The 23,128-nt window shown below is 45.4% G+C and carries 15 protein-coding genes and 1 tRNA gene; 13 read left to right on the top strand and 3 right to left on the bottom strand.

Annotation, left to right across the window (positions count from 1 at the left end; translation table 11 throughout):
- The first annotated feature begins 73 nt into the window (after positions 1-73).
- The 3 genes from ACSYSK_RS06890 (at position 74) to mnmG (ending at position 4,935) form a co-directional block, all read left to right on the top strand.
- A complete protein-coding gene (locus ACSYSK_RS06890) occupies positions 74-1,438 on the top strand; it encodes an APC family permease (RefSeq protein ID WP_491714408.1) in 1,365 nt (454 codons plus the stop codon).
- A gap of 175 nt (positions 1,439-1,613) precedes the next feature.
- Positions 1,614-3,008: a tRNA uridine-5-carboxymethylaminomethyl(34) synthesis GTPase MnmE gene (mnmE, locus tag ACSYSK_RS06885; RefSeq protein WP_491714407.1), complete on the top strand. Its 1,395-nt coding sequence runs from the start codon at positions 1,614-1,616 to the stop codon at positions 3,006-3,008.
- A 19-nt stretch (positions 3,009-3,027) separates the two neighbouring features.
- Positions 3,028-4,935: a tRNA uridine-5-carboxymethylaminomethyl(34) synthesis enzyme MnmG gene (gene mnmG / locus ACSYSK_RS06880; protein WP_491714406.1), complete on the top strand. Its 1,908-nt coding sequence runs from the start codon at positions 3,028-3,030 to the stop codon at positions 4,933-4,935.
- A gap of 279 nt (positions 4,936-5,214) precedes the next feature.
- Here mnmG and ACSYSK_RS06875 read toward each other — a convergent pair whose 3' ends face one another.
- Positions 5,215-6,597, bottom strand: coding sequence for an amino acid permease (locus ACSYSK_RS06875; RefSeq protein WP_491714405.1), 1,383 nt, complete (start codon positions 6,595-6,597; stop codon positions 5,215-5,217).
- A 539-nt stretch (positions 6,598-7,136) separates the two neighbouring features.
- Between ACSYSK_RS06875 and ACSYSK_RS06870 the strand changes: the two genes are divergently transcribed.
- From ACSYSK_RS06870 to ACSYSK_RS06855, 4 genes are all read left to right on the top strand, one after another.
- On the top strand, positions 7,137-8,312 hold the full coding sequence (locus ACSYSK_RS06870; protein ID WP_491714404.1) for an aminotransferase class I/II-fold pyridoxal phosphate-dependent enzyme: 1,176 nt from the start codon (positions 7,137-7,139) through the stop codon (positions 8,310-8,312).
- A gap of 26 nt (positions 8,313-8,338) precedes the next feature.
- The gene (locus ACSYSK_RS06865; RefSeq protein ID WP_491714403.1) at positions 8,339-9,331 is read left to right on the top strand and encodes a D-2-hydroxyacid dehydrogenase; all 993 of its coding nucleotides are present in this window, start codon (positions 8,339-8,341) and stop codon (positions 9,329-9,331) included.
- Positions 9,332-9,567: 236 nt separating this feature from the next.
- Positions 9,568-11,385 (top strand): glutamine--fructose-6-phosphate transaminase (isomerizing), encoded by a 1,818-nt coding sequence (glmS, locus tag ACSYSK_RS06860; RefSeq protein WP_491714402.1) that lies wholly within the window; start codon positions 9,568-9,570, stop codon positions 11,383-11,385.
- Positions 11,386-11,576: 191 nt separating this feature from the next.
- The gene (locus ACSYSK_RS06855) at positions 11,577-13,628 is read left to right on the top strand and encodes a BglG family transcription antiterminator (protein WP_491714401.1); all 2,052 of its coding nucleotides are present in this window, start codon (positions 11,577-11,579) and stop codon (positions 13,626-13,628) included.
- A gap of 73 nt (positions 13,629-13,701) precedes the next feature.
- On the opposite strand, the gene ACSYSK_RS06850 is transcribed toward ACSYSK_RS06855, so the two are convergent.
- Positions 13,702-14,406 carry a glucosamine-6-phosphate deaminase gene (locus ACSYSK_RS06850; protein WP_491714400.1) on the bottom strand — a complete coding sequence of 235 codons (705 nt, stop codon included), beginning with the start codon at positions 14,404-14,406 and terminating at the stop codon, positions 13,702-13,704.
- A 200-nt stretch (positions 14,407-14,606) separates the two neighbouring features.
- Here ACSYSK_RS06850 and ACSYSK_RS06845 point away from each other — a divergent pair, with 200 nt between their 5' ends.
- The 6 genes from ACSYSK_RS06845 to ACSYSK_RS06820 all read left to right on the top strand — a co-directional run bounded on the left by ACSYSK_RS06845 (position 14,607) and on the right by ACSYSK_RS06820 (position 22,859).
- Positions 14,607-16,364, top strand: a complete 1,758-nt coding sequence (locus ACSYSK_RS06845) for a PTS mannitol transporter subunit IIBC (protein ID WP_491714399.1) — start codon at positions 14,607-14,609, stop codon at positions 16,362-16,364.
- 15 nt (positions 16,365-16,379) lie between these two features.
- On the top strand, positions 16,380-16,820 hold the full coding sequence (locus tag ACSYSK_RS06840; RefSeq protein WP_491714398.1) for a PTS mannitol transporter subunit IIA: 441 nt from the start codon (positions 16,380-16,382) through the stop codon (positions 16,818-16,820).
- Between the two features lie 422 nt (positions 16,821-17,242).
- Positions 17,243-18,391: a mannitol-1-phosphate 5-dehydrogenase gene (locus ACSYSK_RS06835; RefSeq protein WP_491714397.1), complete on the top strand. Its 1,149-nt coding sequence runs from the start codon at positions 17,243-17,245 to the stop codon at positions 18,389-18,391.
- A 233-nt stretch (positions 18,392-18,624) separates the two neighbouring features.
- Positions 18,625-19,407, top strand: a complete 783-nt coding sequence (locus ACSYSK_RS06830) for a hypothetical protein (RefSeq protein ID WP_491714396.1) — start codon at positions 18,625-18,627, stop codon at positions 19,405-19,407.
- A gap of 539 nt (positions 19,408-19,946) precedes the next feature.
- Positions 19,947-21,200: a flagellin N-terminal helical domain-containing protein gene (locus ACSYSK_RS06825; protein ID WP_491714395.1), complete on the top strand. Its 1,254-nt coding sequence runs from the start codon at positions 19,947-19,949 to the stop codon at positions 21,198-21,200.
- A gap of 201 nt (positions 21,201-21,401) precedes the next feature.
- The gene (locus ACSYSK_RS06820; protein WP_491714394.1) at positions 21,402-22,859 is read left to right on the top strand and encodes a peptide MFS transporter; all 1,458 of its coding nucleotides are present in this window, start codon (positions 21,402-21,404) and stop codon (positions 22,857-22,859) included.
- 196 nt (positions 22,860-23,055) lie between these two features.
- On the opposite strand, the gene ACSYSK_RS06815 is transcribed toward ACSYSK_RS06820, so the two are convergent.
- Positions 23,056-23,127: transfer RNA gene (locus tag ACSYSK_RS06815), tRNA-Gln, on the bottom strand.
- Position 23,128 lies beyond the last annotated feature (1 nt).

The following is a 23,128-nucleotide window of genomic DNA, read 5'->3' as shown; positions in this document are numbered from 1 at the left end:
AAATGTCATAAAATTTTTATTTCGTTCGTATTTATGGTAAACTTTGCTTAATTAACTTTTTAGAGGTGATCAAATGCAACAAAAGGGAGAAGACACGCAGTTAAAACAGTCGATCGGTGTTTTTGGTGGTAGCAATATTTTGATCGGCATCATGATTGGTTCCGGCATTTTTTATATCGGTTCTTATGTACTACAACGTTCGGGCATGTCGATGGGCTATGCCTTGCTTGCATGGATCGTCGGTGGCTTAGTCACGTTGATGGGTAGTTTGTGTTTTGCCGAACTGGGAGCGATGAACCCGGAGACTGGCGGCATCTACGTTTATTTGTCGGACGCTTATTCGCCGGTGGTCGGCTACATGTTTACCTTTCAGAGTATGGTGATCGGCGGGCCGGGTTCGATTGCTGCGATCGCAATCGCGTTACCGCTGGCGTTGAAGACGTTTTTTAATTTTAGCGGTTGGCAGGTCAAGGCAATTGCGATCGGGCTGATCGTGTTATTCACGATCGTGAATTACTTTGGAGTCAATATCGGCGAAATAGTCCAGAATTTTTTTACCGTGCTCAAAATTTTACCATTAGTTTTGATCATCGGACTCGGGGTGTTTGCCGGTAAATATATGCCTGATCTATCACTAACACCGCCAAGTGGCCATGCTAGTTTTACTGGTGTGATCCAAATGGTTGCTTTTGCGGTGATCGGTTCGCTGTGGGCTTTTGAAGGCTGGACGAATCTGAACACGGTCGCCGGTGAAATGAAAAATCCGCAGAAAAATTTACCCCGGGCGTTGATCTTGTCGGTCGGTTTTACGACGATCGTTTACGCACTGTTTAACTTCGCTATCTACCGTTCCTTAGCACCCCAAGAGATCCATAAACAATTACGGGCAGGACAATTATACTTAGGAACTAACGTCGCGCAGACTTTTATGGGATCGGCAGGAACGATCTTAGTGGCAGTCACGATGGTGCTAGCGATGATCAGTTCGTTAAACGGCATGGTGCTCGCTTTTGCCCGTTACTATTACGCCGTGGCCAAAGACGGCTTGTTGTGGCAGACTTTTAAACACGTCCATCCTAAATACCGGACGCCAGACCATGCCTTACTGATGCAGTTGGTGATTTCCGTTGCGCTGGTCTTAACGCGTGATCTCGATCAGTTAACGTCTTTAGTCGTCTTTTCTCAGGCGCTATTTAACCTGTTGACGATCATTGCCGTGCCGATCATGCGGCATAAAAAGCCGGATGCTCCTCGTCCTTATAAGGTGTGGGCCTACCCACTGACGGTCGGGTTAGCGACGGTTGCTTTTCTGGTGATCTTAGGAAATAACTTCTTCGATGATCCGGTAACTTCCTTATTAGGATTGGTGATCCCGGCGATAGCCGTACTAGTATATTATTATTTCAGACACAAGTACCCGCTTGAAGCGACTAAATAATATTTTCAGCGCTGGTTTAATTTGGGCGCAAAAAGGGCAATTAAGCTTGACAATTTAGCGATTTGCTCGTATATTGTAGTCAATCATTCTTATCTTAAAAGATAAAGTAGTCAAAGTGCTTTGTCCGCGTTTACGCGTGGAGTGGCACTTTTTTTGTGTCTTGAGGAGGATTTAGATGACTGTTAATCAGACAACGGAATATGATACGATCGCTGCGATTTCGACGCCACCGGGTGAAGGAGCGATTTCGATCGTGCGGATGAGTGGTACGGAGTCACTGGAGATTGCGGTGCGGCTATTTAAGGGTAAAGATCTGACTAAAGTTGCCAGCCATACGATCAATTACGGGCACATTATCGACCCCGAAACTGACCAGGAAGTCGATGAAGTGATGGTGTCGGTAATGCGGGCTCCCAAAACTTTTACTAGAGAAGATATTGTGGAAATCAACTGCCACGGCGGCATCGTGGCGACCAATAAAATTTTACAGTTATTGTTACAGTACGGCGCTCGGTTAGCGGAGCCAGGTGAATTTACCAAACGGGCTTTTTTGCACGGGCGGATCGATTTGACACAAGCGGAGTCGGTAATGGATTTGATCCGCGCCAAGACCGATCGCTCATTGCAAGTCGCAGTTGGTCAACTCGACGGTAATTTGGCCCAGTTGATCCGGAAATTGCGCCAAGACATCTTAGACGTACTGGCACAAGTTGAAGTTAACATTGATTATCCTGAATACGATGATGTCGAAACGATGACGACTAAATTGCTACAAGAAAAAGCACTAGCGGTCAAAAAAAGGATTGAAAAATTATTGCAAACGGCTAATCAGGGGCAGATCATGCGGGAAGGTCTGGCAACGGCGATCATCGGGCGTCCCAATGTCGGCAAGTCGAGTTTGTTGAATCATTTATTGCATCAAGATAAAGCAATCGTGACCGATGTGGCCGGCACGACGCGTGATGTGATCGAAGAATACGTCAACGTGCGTGGGGTTCCCTTAAAGTTGATCGATACGGCTGGAATTCGCCAAACGAGCGATAAGGTCGAAAAGATCGGGGTCCAGCGTTCTAAGGATGCGATCGTGCAGGCGGATTTAATCATTTTACTGCTGAACGCGGCCGAGGAGTTGCAAGAACAAGACCGCGAGTTGCTGGAATTAACGCAGGACAAAAAAAGGATCGTAATTTTAAATAAAACGGACTTGCCGGCTAAATTATCCCGTGAGCAGTTAGCACAATACGTTGATCCTGACGAGGTGCTAAGCGTTTCGGTACTGCAAAATACGGGGCTAGAACAGCTGGAAAAAAAGATCGCGACGCTCTTTTTTGGTGGGATCGAAAATTCCCAAACGACGGTGATGGTCACCAATGCGCGTCACGTTGCGTTATTGCACAAGGCTAAAGACTCGTTAGCTGCCGTGTTAGACGGGATCGCTGCGGGCATGCCCGTTGATCTGTGTCAGATCGATATGACTAATGCGTGGGATTATTTGGGAGAGATCACCGGCGATTCTTACCAGGATGAATTGTTGGACCAATTATTCAGTCAATTTTGTTTAGGCAAATAAAGTAATAGGAGAAATTTAAATGCAGTTAGGAAAACCGTATACGGCTAAAGATTATGATGTGATCGTTGTTGGCGCGGGACACGCGGGTTGTGAAGCTGCTTTGGCGGCGGCCCGGATGGGTAATTCTACGTTACTGGTAACGATCAATTTGGAAATGGTGGCATTTATGCCCTGCAATCCGTCAGTCGGGGGACCGGCTAAGGGGATCGTGGTGCGCGAGATCGATGCGTTGGGCGGCGAGATGGGTAAAAACATCGACAAAACTTACGTCCAGATGCGCATGTTAAATACCGGCAAGGGCCCGGCAGTCCGGGCGTTGCGGGCACAGGCTGATAAGCGCCAGTACTCCATTGAAATGAAGCACACGCTAGAACACCAAGAAAATTTAACTTTGCGTCAGGGAATCGTTGACGATTTGATCGTAGAAAACGGCCAAGTCAAGGGCGTAGTTACTAATACGGGTGCGCGTTACGGTGCTAAAGCCGTGGTGCTGACGACGGGAACGGCGGCTCGGGGTAAGATCATCATCGGCGAGCTAATGTATTCTTCCGGTCCCAATAATACCCAGCCGGCTCTCAAACTGTCGGAAAATTTGGAAAAATTAGGGTTTGAGTTGCAACGCTTTAAGACCGGGACGCCACCGCGAGTGGATGGCAACACGATTGATTATGCTAAAACGGACGAACAGCCAGGTGATCAGACGCCGCACCATTTTTCTTACGAATCAAACGATGCCGATTATTTACCGGTAGCAGAGCAGTTATCCTGTTGGTTGACTTACACCAACGAAGAAACTCATACTGTGATCAGGGATAATTTAGACCGGGCACCGATGTTTAGCGGCGTGATCGAAGGGGTTGGCCCGAGGTATTGTCCGTCGATCGAAGACAAGATCGTGCGTTTCGCCGACAAACCGCGGCATCAACTATTTTTGGAACCGGAAGGCCGCCAGACCGACGAATTTTACGTGCAGGGATTATCGACTTCGATGCCAGAAGAGATCCAACAACAAATCGTCCATTCGATCGCGGGGCTGGAAAATGCCGAAATGATGCGTCCGGGTTATGCCATCGAATACGACGTCGTTTCTCCTTATCAGCTTCACCCGACTTTAGAGACCAAGCTAGTATCTGGTTTGTACACCGCTGGTCAGACTAACGGAACTTCGGGCTACGAGGAAGCCGCGGGTCAAGGCTTGATCGCCGGGATCAACGCGGGGCGGCACGCATTAGGTAAAAGCGAAGTGATCTTGAAGCGCAGCGATGCTTACATTGGCGTGCTGATCGACGATTTGGTAACTAAGGGAACTAACGAACCATATCGCTTGTTGACGTCGCGGGCGGAGTACCGTTTATTGTTACGCCACGATAATGCCGATATGCGCTTGACCGAAACGGGGCACAAGATTGGTTTGATCTCACCTGAGCGCTACGCTAAATTTACGGCTAAAAAACAGGCGCTGCAAGCGGAACGGGCGCGTTTAGAACGAGTTCGGATCAAACCTAATGAACAAGTCAACGCCTATCTAGCGCAACACGACGCACACCCGTTAAAAGACGGGGTGTTGGCTAGTGAGTTTTTACGGCGGCCGTACGTAACTTATCAGGATTTATTGCCGTTTATCGGTCAACCTGAAGAGCAGTTGGATCCTCAAAGTATCGAGCAGTTGGAGATCCAGTTCAAGTATGAGGGTTATATTAAAAAAGAACTGGAAAAGGTAGCTAAACTCAAAAAGATGGAAGCCAAAAAGATCCCGGCTAACATCGATTACGATGCAATTGACGGGCTAGCAACCGAAGCACGGCAAAAACTAACGAAGATCAGGCCGGAGACGCTGGCACAAGCGGGGCGGATCAGTGGGGTCAATCCGGCTGATTTATCGATTTTAGCGGTGTATATCGAACAAGGAAAGATCGCTAAGTTGTAAGTAAACGATGTGAACTAGTGTGTAATTATCCCGTGATTTGGAAAACTAAAAAAGAAGAGTTGGGACAAAAAGCGTTTAGCAGTCGAGCACTAGCCTAGTTTCAAAGTAAAACCTGAACTTTGGTTTTATTTTGAAACGTAGCTAGGCGCAAACTGCTGCTTTTTGGAGCACGATCAATCTATTATTTACGGAAAAACACAATGGGGCTGGGACAAAACGAAGTTTTGTCCCAGCCTATCTTTTTTAGTTTTTGTAAGTAATAGACTGCTCGTGCTCCAATTAAACTGTTTTACTATGCCATATTCCGTAAGCAAAGTAGATGACTGCACCTAAGGCAAACCAAATCAGTGAAGCAATCCAAGTAATGACTTTAAGCTTAGTGATTAGATATAGGCATAAAACCAGTGAGATCAGCGGTAAAACGGGATACAGTGGCACTTTGAAGCCGCTGTTTTGAATGTCTGTTCGTTTGCGTAGGGGAATAATTCCTAATGAAACAAAGGCAAAAGCGATCAGGGTACCAATGTTAACTAATTCAGCTAACTGATCTAAATCGATCAAACCGCCCATGATGGCGATGATAGTCGTGACGATCAGTAGGCTATTGTTGGGTAGGTGACGGTTGTTAACGTGACCTAAAAATTTAGGTAATAAGCCGTCACGACCAATTGCATACACGAGCCGCGAGCTGCTGTAGATCATGGTGACCATCCCGGTGAACATGCCGGCCATCGCACCGATCGAGATCACGCCTGCGACACCGTTTAAGTGGAAAAATTGCATTGCAAACGAAGCCGGGTTAGCAACGTTTAGTTTGGTGTAAGGCAACATTCCGGTTAATACCGTCGAGACTGCCATGTACAAAATGGTGGCGACGATCAGCGTGCCGATAATACCGATCGGTAGGTTGCGCTGGGCGTTTTTGACTTCGGGTGCCGAAGCGGAGACGGCGTCAAAACCAAGGTAGGCAAAGACGACGGTTGCGGCCCCACTGGTGATTCCTTTAGCACCGAAAGGCATGAAAGGTGACCAGTTATGCGGCTTGATGTAAAAGATACCAACGACTACGAATAAAACGATAATAGCAATTTTGACGAGAACCATGAAGTCGTTGACCCGCACGGAAGTATTCATTCCCCGCGAAAGCATCAGGGCGATCAGTAACACGATCAAAACTGCGATCAAGTTGATGTAGGTATGCTGACCGGGATTGTAAGAACCGGAGATCGCTTGGGGTAAATGAATGCCAAAACCTTGTAAAAACGAATTGAAATAAGCAGAAAAACCGACCGACATAGTGGCGACGGCTAACATGTATTCGAGAATCAGCGCCCAGCCTAGGACCCAACCGATGAACTGCCCGAAAATAATATTGCCGTAAGAATACGCGCTCCCAGCGACGGGTAAAGACGAGGCAAACTCAGCGTAACACATGGCCGCGGTCGCACAGACCAACGCGGCTAGTAAAAAACTTAAAATCACGCTGGGACCACTGACGGTCGCAGCGACCGTGCCGGGTAAGATAAAAATTCCAGTTCCAATGACGGCGCCGATCCCTAAGGCCAATAAATCTTTAGCACCCATAGTTTGGTGCAGGTGCTGGTCAGCTTTTAAGTATTGGTTGACGTCGGCCTTGCGCGTTAAATTATGCCAAAGTGACATCTGATCATCTCCTAATTGTTCTTCAAAATTATTTTTAACAGTAAATTAATTTTTTATCGTTGTCAAATTTAAATTTTAGCTTTTGGGGAGTTGGAACATAAAGCTACATTAAAGCGCGGCAAACAAAAATATTTTAGCACGGCAGTCGCCAAGATTAAATTAAATTTAAATTAAAAAAGTGTTGACAAACTAGTGGTCGAGGGATTAAATTAAGAGTGTTCAGTTTTAGTTAGGAGCGCATATTCATGAGAAAAGACAGTTCACGACAACCGAATACATGGCGTTATTACTTTTATTTCTTTAGGTAGTGTTTGCATCTTAAGTAGCGGGTGCAAACACGACTGTGGTTTGTACCTGTAGGAATAAAAGCTAATTGACTTTGGCTGACCTTGCAGGTTAAAAATTGATCTGCAAGTAATAGATGACTTTGAATGGCTCTGCAGATCAAATTGATTTGCAGGGCTTTTTTATTTTTACCAACGGAAAGGAGATTGCTGCACGTTACGTTAACATAATAAATCAGACGAGGAGAAAAGCTTATGGACATGACTAAATATTTAAACCGCAAACTAGCAGGAGTTAAACCGTCAGAAATCTTGGCCTTTTCAACTTATGCTAATGGTATCGCTCAAATCGTGAATTTCACGGTTGGAGAGCCGGATTTCGCTACGCCTGCTCACATTAAGCAAGCCGCGATCGCAAGCATCAACGCCGATCATTCGCACTACGCACCTTCTAACGGAACTTTGGAGTTACGTCAAAGCGCAGCTGATTTTTTAGCTAATAAATACGGCGAACACTACGAGGCAGACGAAGTGATCATTACGCAAGGGGCGACCGAAGCGTTATACACGGCGATCCTGTCGGTTTTAAATCCCGGCGAAAAAGTGATCATTCCGACACCGACGTTTCCGTTGTACATCGCCGACGTTACCATCGCTGGGGGCGAACCGCTCTTAGTTGATACTTCGGCGACGGGCTTTAAATTAACACCGGAGCTGTTGAAAGCAACGCTGGCTGCAAACGGTGAGCAAGTTCGGATGTTGCTGCTAAATTATCCGTCCAATCCGACCGGGGTGACTTATTCGCAGGCCGAACTAAACGCGTTGGCAGATGTAGTACGCGACCGCCCGATTTTTGTTTTGTGTGACGAGATCTACAGTGAATTAAATTACGATGGTGAGCAGCCCTCGATGGTCCATGCGTTAAAAGACCAGACGATTTTGATCAACGGAGTGTCCAAATCGCACGCGATGACAGGCTGGCGGATCGGGATCATGTGCGCGCCCCAGGCGATCACTAACGAATTAGGAAAGATCCACCAGTTTACGATTACCAGTACCGCGACGGTGACGCAAGACGCGGCAACCGAAGCCCTTAAAAACGGCGGCGATGACGCGTTACCGATGAAAGCAGAGTATCGCAAGCGCCGTGATTACATTGTCGCTCAACTACAGGAACTGAATTTTAGCGTGGCGACTCCGAGTGGTGCGTTTTATATTTTTGCTAAGATCGCACCGGATCTGGAGCAAGACGACGTCAAGTTTGCCTATGATTTAGCTAAAAACGGTTTGGTCGCAGCGGTTCCGGGTTCATATTTTGGCCCGGGCGGAGCGCACTACCTACGGTTTAGTTATGCAACTAGCATGGCGGAAATCGAGCGGGGAATGAAATTAATGCACCAGTATGTAGCTCAAAAACGAGGAAATAACTAGGTACCCAATGGAAAGGAAGAATTAAGATGAAAATTATTGCGTTAACTGTTAGACCAGACGAAATGCCAGCGATGAATGCGTGGGCAAAACGGCATCCTGATGTTGAATTGACGACAGCGGATTGGGAGTTACATTCGGATACGGTCGCAAAGATCAAGGGTTATGACGGGTTGGTGATCCAACAACGGAGTATGATCGAACCCGATGTTTACCCAAAGTTAAAAGAGATGGGCATCAAACAGATCACGACACGAACCGCGGGTTATGATGTGATCGATTTAGATTTAGCCCGCCAAAATAACCTGCAGGTCACCAATGTTCCCGCTTATTCACCGCGTTCGGTAGCCGAGCTGACTTTGGCTCAAACTTTGCGGTTACTGCGTAAACAAGAATTAGTAGATAAACGAGTGCGGGAACAAGATTTTCGCTGGGCCGGTTTACAGGGAAGAGAAATTCACGGCATGACGATCGGGATCATTGGCGCTGGCCGGATCGGTGGCACTTCTGCGAAGTTATTCCATGCGCTGGATGCTAACGTGATCGCTTATGATATCAAGCCAAATCACCAGTTAGATGATGTGTTGACCTTTAAAACTTTTTCAGAAGTGTTGCAAGAGTCAGACGTCATTTGTTTGCACGTTGATTTGAACCCGACTTCGGAAAATTTGATCAACGAAAGTGCATTGGCTCAGATGAAGAAGACGGCTTACCTGGTAAACGAATGCCGGGGACCAGTCGTTGATAACCAAGCGCTGATCGCTGCTTTAAGCGAGGGCCGGCTAGCGGGTGCTGTTTTAGATACCCTAGTAGGTGAAGAAAAATTCTTTAACTTTGATTTGCGGGGCAAACAGTTACCAAGCGAAGACCTGATCAAATTACGGGCGATGGACAACGTGATCATTACGCCACACGTTGGTTTTTACACCGATATTGCCGTTCAAAATATGGTAGACATTAGTTTGGATGATGCGGTGGCATTACTAAGTGGCCAGCGGTGTGAGCACTTGGTAGAAAAATAATTTCTTCCTATTATAAGGACCAAGTTGCTAAAACTATCTCAAAACTGCTGGCTCTCAGTGGACTAGGACGATTAAATTTGTCCTAGTCTTTTTTGTTTAATTGGTATAGACATATACCAATTTTGTGATTAGGGAGTTGACAGACGAATATTTCTATTATATTATCTAATTTGTGAGCATTATCATTTAATTTGTGGGATATACCAATAAAAAATAATTTAGGGTGGTTAGATAATATGTGTGGAATCGTTGGAGTAACTGGTAAGGCTGATACGACGCAAATTTTACTGAGTGGTTTGAAAAAATTGGAGTATCGGGGCTACGATTCGGCCGGTATCTACGTTAGCGGCAACGACGGTCAGGCAACGCTGGTCAAAGCTAAGGGCCGCATTGAAGAATTGCAAGCTAAGGTAGGAGACTCGGTCAAGGGAACTGCTGGGATCGGCCATACGCGCTGGGCCACCCACGGAGCACCTAGTGAAGCTAACGCGCATCCCCATGTATCTGCGGACGGTCGTTACTATTTGGTGCATAACGGGATGATCAATAATTTTAACGAGTTAAAAGCTGAGTATTTGGCTGACGTGCCTTTTACCAGTGAAACGGATAGTGAAGTGATCGTGCAGTTAGTCGCTCATTTTGCCGCACAGGGTCGTAGTACCGAAGAGGCGTTGCGTCACGTTTTGACGCTGATCGACGAGTCTTCGTCTTATGCATTCTTATTGATGGATCAAAATCAACCAGACACTTTATACGTTGCTAAAAATAAAAGTCCGCTGCTGATCGGTGTCGGTGATGGTTTTAACGTCGTTTGCAGCGATGCATTAGCAATGCTGACTCAAACACATGATTTTATCGAACTGACCGACGGTGACGTGGTAACGATTACGCCACAACAGGTTCAAATCAAAGACGCTGCTGGTCAAGTAGTTACCCGTAACCAATTTCACGTTGATCAGGATGCTAGCGAATCGGAAAAGGGCGCTTATGATTTTTACATGCTCAAAGAAATCGACGAGCAGCCTGGCGTAATGCGGACGTTGGAACAACATTACTTAGACGAAAAGGGCAACGCAGTTTTTGACGAGCAGCTGTTAAATGCGTTGCAAGATGCCGATCGTTTCTATATTTTAGCGGCAGGGACGAGTTACAATGCAGGCTTAGTGGGCAAGGACCTCTTTGAAAAAATTGCGCAGATCCCGACCGAAGTTCATTTGGCCTCAGAATTTGGTTATAACGTGCCGCTGTTAACGGACAAGCCATTCTTTATTTTCCTCAGTCAAAGCGGAGAGACCGCCGATAGCCGCCAGGTGTTGGCGAAAGTTAATCAGTGGGGCTACCCGAGTTTGACGATCACTAACGTGCAAAACTCGACTTTAGCCAGGGAAGCTACTTATACGTTGTTGCTGCACGCCGGCCCGGAAATTGCGGTGGCTTCGACCAAGGCGTATACCGGACAAATTGCGCTGGAAGCGATTATCGCCAAGGGATTGGGAATGGCTAAAAAACATCCTGGTGCTGCTGAATTTGACGTTAAGATGGAATTGACCAAGGTGGCAAACGCGATGCAGACCCTGGTCGATGGCAAAGAACAGATCGGCGAGTTAGCTCAAAAATACCTGGCAACGACGCGCAATGCCTTTTATATCGGGCGGGGGATCGACTACGACACTGCGATCGAAGCCGCTTTGAAATTAAAAGAAGTTTCCTACGTACAAACTGAAGGCTTTGCCGCTGGGGAATTAAAGCACGGGACGATTTCACTGATCGAAAAGGGTACGCCGGTCCTAGCTTTGGTGACGGATAAACGCGTTGCCGAACATACTCGCAGTAACGCCCAAGAAGTAGCTGCGCGTGGCGGAAGTGTTATTACGATCGTGACGGAAAAACTGGCTAAGCCCGGAGACCAAGTAATATTGCCGGAAGTTCACCCGTTACTAACACCATTAGTAGCGATTATTCCGGCACAGTTGTTTGCCTATTACACCAGCAAGATTCGGGGCTATGATGTTGATAAACCACGGAATTTGGCGAAGAGTGTGACGGTCGAATAATGACTAACAGATAATGAAAAACTGTTCAGTAACAAGTTTGTTAACTGAGCAGTTTTTTGGTGCTTTAATTGTAATCGCTGTCATTAAAGGACATAATAAACTATGGGAGGTGCAATTTAACTGATTTTTTGTTACGATTACTTAGTTATCATTAGGGTTGTTGCTGGCTGGATAGAGTAGGAGTGTGCGCGATGGTTGTTTTTACTGAACGGCAAAATAAAATTTTATTACTGCTGACTAGTAAAAAAAAGGTAGCATTAGCCGAATTAGAACAACAGTTACAGGTCAGCCAACGGACGTTATACCGCGAGTTTGCCGAACTACGCTTGTATTTGGCGCAACAGGGGATCGACTTGATCAACCAAGATGGGTGCTATCGTTTGGAAGGGAGCAAGCGCGACCTGCAAAAAATTAAATCCAGTTTAGTAAAACAGGAAAACAAGTTGGAATTTACGACGGGTTCGCGGCAAAATGCGGTAACGGCGATGTTATTGTTGAGCAGTCAGGAAATGAAGATCGTTAATTTGGCGTTGAATTTAGAAGTCAGTCAGGGCACTATCCAGCGCGACCTAGCCGTTGTTGAGCGGTCGTTACAACAATACGGGCTAAAATTACTGCGCAAAAAAGGAGTCGGCATCAGGGTGACTGGTCCGGAAGACACCCGGCGGTACCTTTTTTGTCGGTTAGTATTAAATGAGATCAACGAATACGAATTTTTACTATACCTGCAGCGCAAAAAAGAAACCCTGAATAATTTCTTCGCGTTGTTATTGCCACCAGACCTGTTATTTAAGTGCTATCAGGCGCTGACTGGCGAAGTGATGGCGCACATTCGCGGCGTCTCGGACCGCCAATTACTACTATTAATACTGATCTTTGCGCTGACGGTGCAGCGTTTTTTGAAGGGCTGCTGTTTAGCCACAGAAAGCGGTAAAAAGCCGGTGCTGAAATATTCAGGTTTGACCTATCAATTTTTAGCCAAACTGGATTACCAAAATGTCAGTACCAAATTGCCCCCGGAAGAAATTACTTTTTTGGCGCTGCAATTGCAAAATAACGACCGTCAAGTTAGCGATATCCGGGTCGACTATACCGAATCGGCTGTTTTTTCCCAGGTACGCGAGTTGATTTCTTTGGTATCGACGGCGTATGGCTGGGATTTTAAACGCAACCCGGTCTTTTTTGAAAAATTAACGCGTCACATTGAAAACTTACTGCAGAAAAGAAAACCGCAGTTACCCGACGTGCAGTTACTGACTTTGGCTAACGTGCAACGTAAATACGCGGACCTTGCGGCGATCATTGCCGAAAAGTGGGCGCAAGTTTTCAGTACGGCTCAGATCAACCAGTCGGAAATGCAATTACTACTATTATATTTTGCGAATGAATACGAAAACCGCAAGTATCATCAGGGATTACACGCGCTGGTAGTGTGCGAGAATGGCTTTTCGACGTCGCAGATCCTAAAAAGCCGGTTGCAACAAGAAATTCCGGAAATTCAGCGGATCGACACGACTAAGGTTGCTAAGCTAGCCGGGATCAACGCTGCCGATTACGACTTGGTGTTATCGACGATCGACTTGCCGGGATTTACGCGCGATTATCAGGTCGTCAGCCCGCTGCTAGTGCACGACGAGGTGCAAGCTATCAGGAACTATTTGAAAACTTACCGGCAAAAATACCTGCAAAATAGCCCAGCAGCAACGGCTAATTCACGCACTAAAACGGGGGCGTTGACTCAGCTGCTAGCACGAAAAAAGCTAACTGATCTTTATGCGCGAATTGCCCGGGAAATGAGAGTTGAGTTGCTGGCAAACAAGCCGCAGATGGCGTTGCCGCAAGTGTTACAGTTGGTGGTAGATTCGTTGCCGGCGCAAGTGGTGGGTGACAAACAGCAGGTGGTGACCAGTTTGGTCAACCGGGTCACGCTGGCGCCGATCGGCTTGCCGGATACGCACGTGGCTTTATTGCATACTAGTAGCGCGCCCGTTTTACGGATCGATGTGCGCATGTTCGAACTTCAGGCACCGTTAAAAATGTTGGCGATGGATCACGAAAAGATCACGGTCAAACGCTTTTTAGTTTTATTGGCACCGGATACGATCACGGAGCAGGAAACAGAGGTGCTGGGAATGATCAGCAGCATGTTGGTGATGAGTGACGAAAACTTGCACTTATTTGAAAAAGGAGATAGTAAGCAGCTGCAGGAATTTTTGGCGGAGAAGTTTTTGGCGGAAATTTAAAAGAGTTGGCATCAAAATGGCTGGGACGAAACCATATTTTTGTCCCAGCCACTTTTAATGCCAACTTTTCTTTTTATTTAATTTTAGCTGCCGCCGCTTGGTCCGCGATCACCACGACGTCGGGGTGATTTTGCAATACGCTAGCGGGAACGTGGGTCGTTACGGGGCCGTTGAACATCTGAGCGAGCGCGTCTGCTTTATTGCTGCCAAACGCTTCTAAAAGAATTTTTTTAGACTTCATGATCGAAGCGATTCCCATCGAATAGGCCGCTTGAGGTACGTCTTTTTCACTGGCGAAAAAGCGGCTGTTGGCGCTGATCGTCGAAGCCGTGAGTTGCGCGACGTGAGTGGTTAGTTCAAAGGAAGTCCCGGGTTCATTAAAGCCGATATGGCCGTTTTGCCCGATACCCAGTAGTTGTAAGTCGATCGGGTGAGCGGCGATGATATGGTCGTAGCGTTTAGTTTCTGCTTGTTGGTCGGGTGCTAAGCCGTCGGGGAGAAACGACTGTTTAAACGGTTTTTGTGTAAAAAGATACTTATTCATGAAGTAGCGGTAGCTCTGATCGTTTTTAGGAGCGAGTCCGACGTATTCGTCCAGGTTGATCGAAGTACAGTTGCTAAAATCAAGCTCGCTAGCGGTAATTTGCTGGTAAGTGGTAATGGGCGTCGAGCCGGTAGCTAAGCCGAAGACTTGCGCTCCATTAGCGAGAGCTTCTTTGAAGACTTTAAAACCGGCAACGCCGCCAGCCTGCTGGTCATCCGTGACAATTAATTTCATCTGGTTTACCTCCGTCTTTATTATTGGTATAGTCCAATTATAGTAGCTGTTATTGCTTTTTGCAAGCTGGGATTTTAGTCGGACTTAAATTCAGTTTGTCACCGAGTGTCTGCCAGAATGCATGCTAGATTTAATTGTAACCGCACGCATCCCGTCTTAAAATAAAATTAAGAACGGTATTTTACTAAGGAGGATGACTTATGTCACAAGAGACGGCTACACAGCCAGTTAAGCAAAAAAGTTCTCTGAAGGCTAAAGTCCAGCGCTTTGGGACTGCACTTTCGGGAATGATTATGCCTAATATTTCTGCCATTATTGCCTGGGGGTTAATTACCGCATTATTCATGGTCCCGGGTGGCTGGTTTCCTAACGCGGAAATCAACAAACTGAGCAGTCCGGCACTACATTATTTATTGCCATTATTAATCGGATACGTTGGTGGTCGGATGGTCGACGAAGAGCGGGGTGCCGTAGTCGGTGCGATCGCTACGATGGGTGTTATTGTCGGTGCCAAAGTCCCGATGTTTTTGGGAGCCATGATCATGGGGCCTTTAGGCGGCTGGTGTATTAAGAAGTTTGACCAGTTATTCCTGGATAAAATTAGAACTGGTTTTGAAATGATCTACAACAACTTCTCCGCTGGTATCATGGGAATGATTTTAGCGATTATCGGTCAGTTTATCGTTAACCCGTTAGTTGTTGGTGGTAGTAATTTAGCAGCTAAAGGGGTAGCGTGGATCATTTCGGTTCATTTGTTGCCGTTAGCTAATATCTTTATCGAACCAGCAAAGGTGTTGTTCCTAAACAATGCCGTTGGTAATGGTATTTTAGTTCCACTAGGAATTCAACAAGCCGGTCAGATCGGTAAGTCAGTTTTGTTCTTGCTGGAATCTAATCCTGGTCCTGGTTTAGGAATTTTGTTAGCATTCTGTTTATTTGGTAAGGGGAATGCGAAGTCCTCTGCTCCGGGTGCTGTGATTATTCAGTTCTTCGGTGGGGTGCACGAAATCTACTTCCCGTATATTTTGATGAAGCCGTTACTGATTATTCCTGCAATTTTAGCCGGAGTATCAGGAACATTTACTTTCCAATTACTAGGAGCAGGACTAAAAGCCGCTGCTTCACCGGGTTCGATCATCTCGATCTTACTGATGACGCCTAAGGGAGCCTACCTGGCTAATTTAGCCGGAGTTTTAGTGGCGACCATCGTTTCGTTTGTTTTCTCCGCAATTATTTTGAAGCGCGACAAATCAACGGGTGATGATTTCGCTGCTAAACAAGCCGAAATGGAACAAATGAAGAGTGAGTCTAAGGGAGCAGTTGCTGCTCCGGCAGACGGTCAAGAAATTAAGAAGATCATTTTTGCATGTGATGCAGGAATGGGCTCGTCAGCAATGGGCGCTTCGTTACTACGTGATAAGCTGAAAAAAGCTGGGATCACAGACGTACCGGTCACCAATATGGCTGTTCGTAATTTGAAGCCAGAACCTAACTTATTAGTCGTTACTCAAAACGAATTAACGGAACGTGCTACGGACAAAACTCCTGATGCAATGCACGTTTCGGTCGATAATTTTATGAGCAGTCCGCGTTATGATGAGATTGCTCAGATGTTACAAAATGCATCAGCCCCACAAACCGCAAGTGCGGAGCAGGCAACAACGGCTGAAGTCAACGATTTTGCCCAAATTGACTTTACTAAGGTTAAAGTAATCAGTTTTGTGGCAGGAACGAAAAACGTTGGTTCCGCAACGATGGCGGCTAGTTTGTTAAGCGATGAATTACAAAAGAATGGTAGTTCGATAACGGTTCAACGGGTAGCTAGTGATGCTGTCAAAGACGAACCGGATCAATTGTTAGTAACGGTTGAAAAAGTGGCGGTTAGCCAAGCACAACAAGTTGTTAGTGCTGATTTGTTAACGGCACAAGAAGAAATTGTTGCACAACTCAAAAAATAGGAGGGAGGTAAATTAATGGAACTAAAACAAGAAATGATCAAGCTTAACCAGCATTTTACGACTAAAGAAGAGGCAATCAAAGCGGCGGGCGAATTACTCGTAAATGATGGCTGTGTGGCACCCGAATATGTTGACGCGATGATCGCGCGCAATGACGACTTATCGACTTATATGGGTAACTTTATCGCGATCCCTCACGGAACCGATGAAGGGAAAAAATATATTAAAAAAACGGGGATCTCGGTGATCCAAGTTCCACAAGGAATCGATTTTGGAACGGAAGAAGAGCATAAGCTAGTAACGGTAGTGTTTGGGATCGCGGGCATTGAAAACGAACATTTGGATGTTTTATCGCAGATCGCGTTATTTTGCAGTGAGATCAAAAACGTTGCGAAGCTAGCGGATGCACAATCGGAACAAGAGGTCATTGATCTGTTAAAAGAGGTTGGTAAATAATAAGCTGCGGAAGATGGTGCTTAGCAGGTGAGCACTAACCTAGGCTGGTAATAAGTCGGGTTGAGACTTATTGGCAGACGTAGTTAGGCACAACCCGCTGCCAGCTGGAGTGCAATTAAAACAGGCTGCAAAGTCAGCCGCTTGGCAACTGAGGACTAGCCTAGACCAACGAAAAAGCCTGAACTTGGATTTTTTGTTGGGCGTAGCTAGACACAAGTTGCTGGCTGACGGAGCGCGATTAAAACAAGCTGCGAGACAAGCCGGTCAGCGTTCGTGGACTAAGTGGCACTGAACGGCAAATCCTGTATTTGGATTTGTTGTTCAGTGTCCTTAGGGCCTAGGCTGTTGGCTTGACGAGCGCAATTAAGAAACGCTAAGCTGATGAATTTTGTCAGAAAAACAAAAAAGAGGTTAGAAAAACAATGAAAGCAGTTCATTTTGGCGCGGGTAATATTGGCCGGGGATTTATCGGCGAGACCTTAGCTGCCAACGATTTTAGTATTGATTTTGTCGACGTCAACGAAACGATCATTGACGAGTTAAACAAGCGCCACGAATACGAGATCGAACTCGCCGCCGCGGGGCAAGAAAAGATCCAGGTGCATAACGTCGCCGGCATCAACAACGCCAAGGAGCCGGAAAAAGTGGTCGCAGCGATTGCGCAGGCCGATTTGGTCACCACCGCGATCGGTCCTAAGATCTTGAAGCTGATCGCACCGTTGATCGCGCAGGGTTTGGTTGCCCGCAAGGAAGCTGGTAACCAACAAAAGATCGACGTGATCGCCTGTGAAAACATGATCGGCGGCTCGCAGAGTTTGAAAAAATCGGTTTACGAACATTTAGATGCCGCAGCCAAGGCTTACGTCGATGAATTTGTCGGCTTCCCGAACGTTGCCGTTGACCGGATCGTGCCACTACAAAAGCACGACGACCCGTTGATGGTCGCCGTCGAACCGTTCAAGGAATGGATCGTGGACGAATCGCAGATGGCCCGGCCGGAACTGAAACTCAAAGGCGTGGACTACGCCCCGGATTTGGAACCATACATCGAACGTAAGCTATTTTCCGTTAACACGGGCCACGCCACCGTCGCTTACACCGGCAAAACATTAGGTTACGACAGCATCGGTGATGCCATCAAAGACGAAAAGGTGCTCACCCAACTCAAGGGCGTCCTTAAAGAAACGGGCGACCTACTGATCGCTAAGTGGCATTTCAAACGGGCCGACCACGAAGCTTACCAACAAAAGATCATCAGCCGTTTTGAAAATACCTATATCTCAGACACGATTGCCCGCGTCGGCCGGACACCGATCCGCAAATTGGGCTTCGACGAACGTTTCATTCGCCCGATCCGCGAGGCTAAGGAACGGGGATTGAGCTACGAGAAGCTGCTGGAAACGGCCGCTAAGATTTATCAATTTGACGTGCCGACAGACGACGAAAGCGTCAAGTTACAGCAGATGATCCAAGCTAAGTTCGCGGAAGTCGTGCAAGAAACGACGGGACTCAAAGACGAAGATTTAGTAACACAATTAGCCGGACAGATCAGTAAGGAATTTAAGAAATAAATTTAACTGATGTTCAATACTATTTGGTATAAGCAAAAAAGAGCTATGACAATGAAAAATGTCGTGGTTCTTTTTTGTTGTTCTTTTTAATTATTTTTTGGTGACATTTGGATTAAAATTTAGTTGCGGTAACATTTTTTATCAGGTATAATCAATTTATAATTGAATAGTAAACATTATTATAAATAATGGTTAACTTAGTTGCATGGTCAGTGTTACGGGAAGGGATTTGTATGCTAAAGCAGATCAATTTAAATCGAACAGGGATCCAAAAGCTGTATCATTCAGCTTACGAGGATTCGCGCGGGGAACTTACTACTTCTGCATTGTTGATTTTAGATGTTACTGAATATTGCCTGCCACGGTGCAAGTCGATCGTGATCGATAAGGAGCGGGGGACCTTCTTCACGAAATCTAGTACTACGATATTAGTAGGACATTTTTTGGAAAGACAACACGTTCCGCTGTCGGTACCACGAGCACTGGTACATTTTTTGCCGGGAAATGAAACGTCCCACGACTTGTTACCGTTTGTATGGGGAAAAATAATGTTAATGCCACTAGAAAGTTACACGCGCCATCCGTCTAGTTGGGTAATGCTAGGTAACTTAAAGCATCATGCGTGTGGTAAGCATAATCAGATATACTTGTATTTTACTGAAAAATTACCAGCATATGTCATTCACAGTAATCCGACTGCTTTTTACCATAGTTTTTATTTGACGCAAAAAATCGCTTTGTTGGAATATCAATTATATCGGCAAGTCCAGTCGGTGTTTCCCACCAGATTTATGAATGAATTGCAGCAACGCCACATCGAATTGACTAGTTTTGATGGCTTGCCACAGCTTGGTTTACGGCAATTTATGCAATATTATGGTGAAGAATTGGTAAAAGACGTCTTGCTGTTTATGTACAGAGACATTGATTACTCAGTAGAAAGAGACCTAATATACCTTGAGGAAATGAAGCACGCGGTAGTTAAAAAGCGTCAAAGGCTGCAGGGTGACTGTTAAGTTTAAATGAATGCGCTAACATAAAACGGTGAAGTGGACGACCAGTTAGGCTGGTTACGTCCACTTTTTTGATAATATAATAATTAATATTTGCTATTAAATATTAATAAATGAAACGATATAAATGATATTTGTTTCATGCTTTTTAACGGATAAGTTAAGCTAATGACTGATTTTTATTTTTAACGCTATTTTTAAAACCATTATTATTAAATTTTATGATGATTTATTTTAATTTACTTATAATTTTTTATTTATCACGATCAATGGTATATTATCTTATATAATAGTCTTTTTTATATCATTTTAGTGTTATCTAATGATGATTCAAATTCATGGAACACTATTATTTTCAAAAATCCAATAAAAAATATTTACTAAAAGTAAGCGTTACACAACTTATATTATCAATGTTTTACAAAAAATAGCATAAATAAAATAACTAAAAAATAATTTTTACCCTTAATTTTTTAGAAGTCTGTCCGATGAATAATACCGGAGCGCATGAGGCTTCGAAAAATTAATACGGAGGAATTATCTTGAGAATCAATACTAATGTACCTGCAATGAACACCTTATCCAGTTTGAACTCAGCTAATGATGCCAAATCAGATTCATTAGCTAAATTATCATCCGGTTCCCGGATCAACAAGGCCGGCGACGATGCTGCTGGACTTGCTATTTCCGAAAAAATGAAGGCGCAGATCGGCGGCTTGAATCAAGCTAAGACTAACGCCCAAGATGGAATTTCTTTGATCCAAACGGCTGAAGGTGCTTTGAATGAAACTCACAGTATCTTAGGGCGGATGCGGGACTTGTCCGTGCAATCGGCTAACGATACCTTGACTTCTGAAGATCGTAGTGAAATTAGCAAGGAATACACTGCTTTGTCTAAAGAAATTACGCGAATCGCAACGACGACTCAATTTAACACGAAGAACTTATTGAGCAAAGACAACACTCAATTTACCTTCCAAATCGGTGCTAACTCCGGTCAAACGATGAGCGTTAACATCAATGCGATGGATGCAGATTCATTAAAAGTTAATGTTAGTGACGATGACACTGCCGTAGCCGCTGGCAATGCGATCACCGTTAACGCTACTGCTAAACAACAAAGCGACGCGCTTTCGACTTTGGCAACTAGCCTAGGTGTAGTTGCTCTTGCTCCGGGTGCTGAAGGTGCTGATCCGGCAGTTAGTGCTGCTAGCTTGAGTAGTTTAGTTACTGCTTTAGCTAAATCAGATAAGAGTTTAGATTCACTTTACAGCAAGGTTAAGGGTGGTTTGACCGACGACGTTAAAAACGATGCCGACAAATTGGCTCAATTCACCAGCAACTTAGTTTCGTTTGCTAACCAGTTACAAGGTGACATTGGCAGTTATGGCGACAAGGATGCCGATACTAAGACGGCCGTTGCTGCTTACGGTTCAGCTACTGATGATGCTTCTAAGACGGTCAACAATGCGATTGCTACCTATAACAGCACGTTAGATAGTGACGCTCGTGCCAATGCTTCTTCTGCTCTAAATGCCGTCGACGCCGCCATCAATAAAGTTTCTGGGCAACGTGCCGATCTTGGTGCCGCGCAAAATCGTTTGACTCACACGATCAATAACCTGGGTACCACGTCTACTAACTTATCCGACGCCAATTCCCGGATTCGCGACGTGGACATGGCACAAGAAATGATGAACTTTACCAAGGACAATATTTTGTCACAAGCCGCTACTTCAATGTTGGCACAAGCTAACGCAATGCCAAACAGCGTGTTGACCTTGCTACAAGGCTAATTATTGCTTACTGATAAACAAAACGGACGCTCATTAGGTTGGGCGCCCGTTTTGTTGTATCTATGGTAGAAACGTTACTTTGAACTAATCCGAGGAGACGATGCCCAGCAGTTATTATTAGCACAGTTTATATGATATACTTATAGTTATTGAAATTTTAAATAGGAGTAATTGCTATTTAATATAGGAGGAATTTGGTTTATGAGTGAGCCAACATTTTTAGGGCATCCCCGTGGCTTATCGACATTGTTTTTCACTGAAATGTGGGAAAGGTTTAGTTATTATGGCATGCGAGCCATCTTGCTATTTTACATGTATTTTGCCGTCAGCAAGGGTGGCCTGGGTTTTGACAAGGTCACGGCCGCTTCCGTGATGTCAATTTACGGTTCGTTAGTCTACCTTTCAAGTGTGGTCGGTGGTTTTGTCAGTGACCGTTTGTGGGGCAGCCGCCGGACCGTTTTTATCGGTGGAGTTTTGATCATGTGCGGGCATATCGCACTGTCGTTGCCGTTAGGAAAAGTTGCGTTATTTATTTCGATCGCTTTGATCGTGATGGGAACCGGGCTATTGAAGCCTAATATTTCCGAAATGGTCGGTAGTTTGTACGCCGAAGATGACGTACGGCGCGATTCTGGCTTTAATATTTTTGTTTTTGGGATCAACATGGGCTCGTTTGTAGCGCCGTTGATAGTTGGTTATTTAGGGCAACAAATCAATTTTCACCTCGGCTTTTCGCTAGCAGCGATCGGGATGTTTTTTGGCTTGGTACAATACACGATCGATGGTAAGAAATATTTGCCACGGGAGAGTTTATATCCAAGCGATCCAATCCAGCCGGATGAATTGAAGAAAGTTATCCGCAATTCACTGTTAGGAATTTTGCTTGTAGTGCTAGTTTTCGTGATCATGGGACTATTTAAATTATTGAGCGTCGACAACGTAGTCAATTTGATCAGTGTAGTTGCGATCTTGATTCCGGTTTATTATTTTGTTTTGATGCTGACCAGCAAAAAGGTCACTAAAAAGGAACGCTCTCATGTTTGGGCTTACGTGCCGCTGTTCATCGCTTCGATCCTCTTTTGGTCGATCGAAGAACAGGGTTCGGTGGTTTTGGCACTGTTTGCTCAGGACCAGACGCGGTTGTCGCTTGCCGGTTTTCATTTTCCGGCCAGCTGGTTCCAGAGTGCTAACCCGTTGTTTATCATGTTATACGTTCCGTTTTTCACCGTTTTGTGGACGAAATTAGGTAACAAACAGCCATCTTCGGCACGGAAATTCTCCTACGGATTATTTTTTGCCGGGATCTCATTTTTATGGATGATGTTACCGGGGATGTTGTTCGGGGTAAATTCGAAGGTTGGTCCTTTGTGGCTGATCATCAGTTGGGCGTTGGTAATTGTCGGTGAAATGTTGATTTCGCCGATCGGTTTATCCGTCACCAGCAAACTAGCACCGAAAGCCTTCCAGTCACAAATGATGGGAATGTGGTTTTTAGGTGATGCCGCCGCCCAAGCGATCAACGCTTTGATCGTGCGGTTGTATACCCCGCAAACTGAAGTCGCATACTTCGGAATTGTCGGTGTAGTCACGATCGTCTTCGGTATTATTTTATTATTTGTAGCACCACGGATCGAAAAATTGATGGCGGGAATTAAGTAGAAGATTACAATAAAAACAGGAACTAGGTCAATAAGGACCTTGGTTCCTGTTTTTTTGGGGCTCTGTACTAACAAGCGTTGGTTTTTCGTCTGATATAGAGCCCGATTAAGTCTATCGTTTATGGAGACAAAATCAGGAGTTGAGCCAAAACAAAATTTTGTTTTGGCTCAACTCCTGATATGGATCGGTAATCAAATTGGGATAGCTGGATTCGAACCAGCGAATCACGGGATCAAAACCCGTTGCCTTACCGCTTGGCTATACCCCAA

The organism is Ligilactobacillus sp. ESL1201 (assembly GCF_058503265.1).
Note: the sequence above shows the minus strand (reverse complement) of the source record. Positions and strands in the feature narration are given on the sequence as shown.

Coding starts and splice junctions, on each gene's coding strand:
- ACSYSK_RS06820 (WP_491714394.1), top strand. CDS start 21,402: ATGAGTGAGCCAACATTTTTAGGGCATCCCCGTGGCTTATCGACATTG.
- ACSYSK_RS06855 (WP_491714401.1), top strand. CDS start 11,577: ATGGTTGTTTTTACTGAACGGCAAAATAAAATTTTATTACTGCTGACT.
- ACSYSK_RS06830 (WP_491714396.1), top strand. CDS start 18,625: ATGCTAAAGCAGATCAATTTAAATCGAACAGGGATCCAAAAGCTGTAT.
- glmS (WP_491714402.1), top strand. CDS start 9,568: ATGTGTGGAATCGTTGGAGTAACTGGTAAGGCTGATACGACGCAAATT.
- ACSYSK_RS06875 (WP_491714405.1), bottom strand. CDS start 6,597: ATGTCACTTTGGCATAATTTAACGCGCAAGGCCGACGTCAACCAATAC.
- ACSYSK_RS06835 (WP_491714397.1), top strand. CDS start 17,243: ATGAAAGCAGTTCATTTTGGCGCGGGTAATATTGGCCGGGGATTTATC.
- ACSYSK_RS06865 (WP_491714403.1), top strand. CDS start 8,339: ATGAAAATTATTGCGTTAACTGTTAGACCAGACGAAATGCCAGCGATG.
- ACSYSK_RS06840 (WP_491714398.1), top strand. CDS start 16,380: ATGGAACTAAAACAAGAAATGATCAAGCTTAACCAGCATTTTACGACT.
- ACSYSK_RS06870 (WP_491714404.1), top strand. CDS start 7,137: ATGGACATGACTAAATATTTAAACCGCAAACTAGCAGGAGTTAAACCG.
- ACSYSK_RS06850 (WP_491714400.1), bottom strand. CDS start 14,406: ATGAAATTAATTGTCACGGATGACCAGCAGGCTGGCGGCGTTGCCGGT.
- mnmE (WP_491714407.1), top strand. CDS start 1,614: ATGACTGTTAATCAGACAACGGAATATGATACGATCGCTGCGATTTCG.
- mnmG (WP_491714406.1), top strand. CDS start 3,028: ATGCAGTTAGGAAAACCGTATACGGCTAAAGATTATGATGTGATCGTT.
- ACSYSK_RS06890 (WP_491714408.1), top strand. CDS start 74: ATGCAACAAAAGGGAGAAGACACGCAGTTAAAACAGTCGATCGGTGTT.
- ACSYSK_RS06845 (WP_491714399.1), top strand. CDS start 14,607: ATGTCACAAGAGACGGCTACACAGCCAGTTAAGCAAAAAAGTTCTCTG.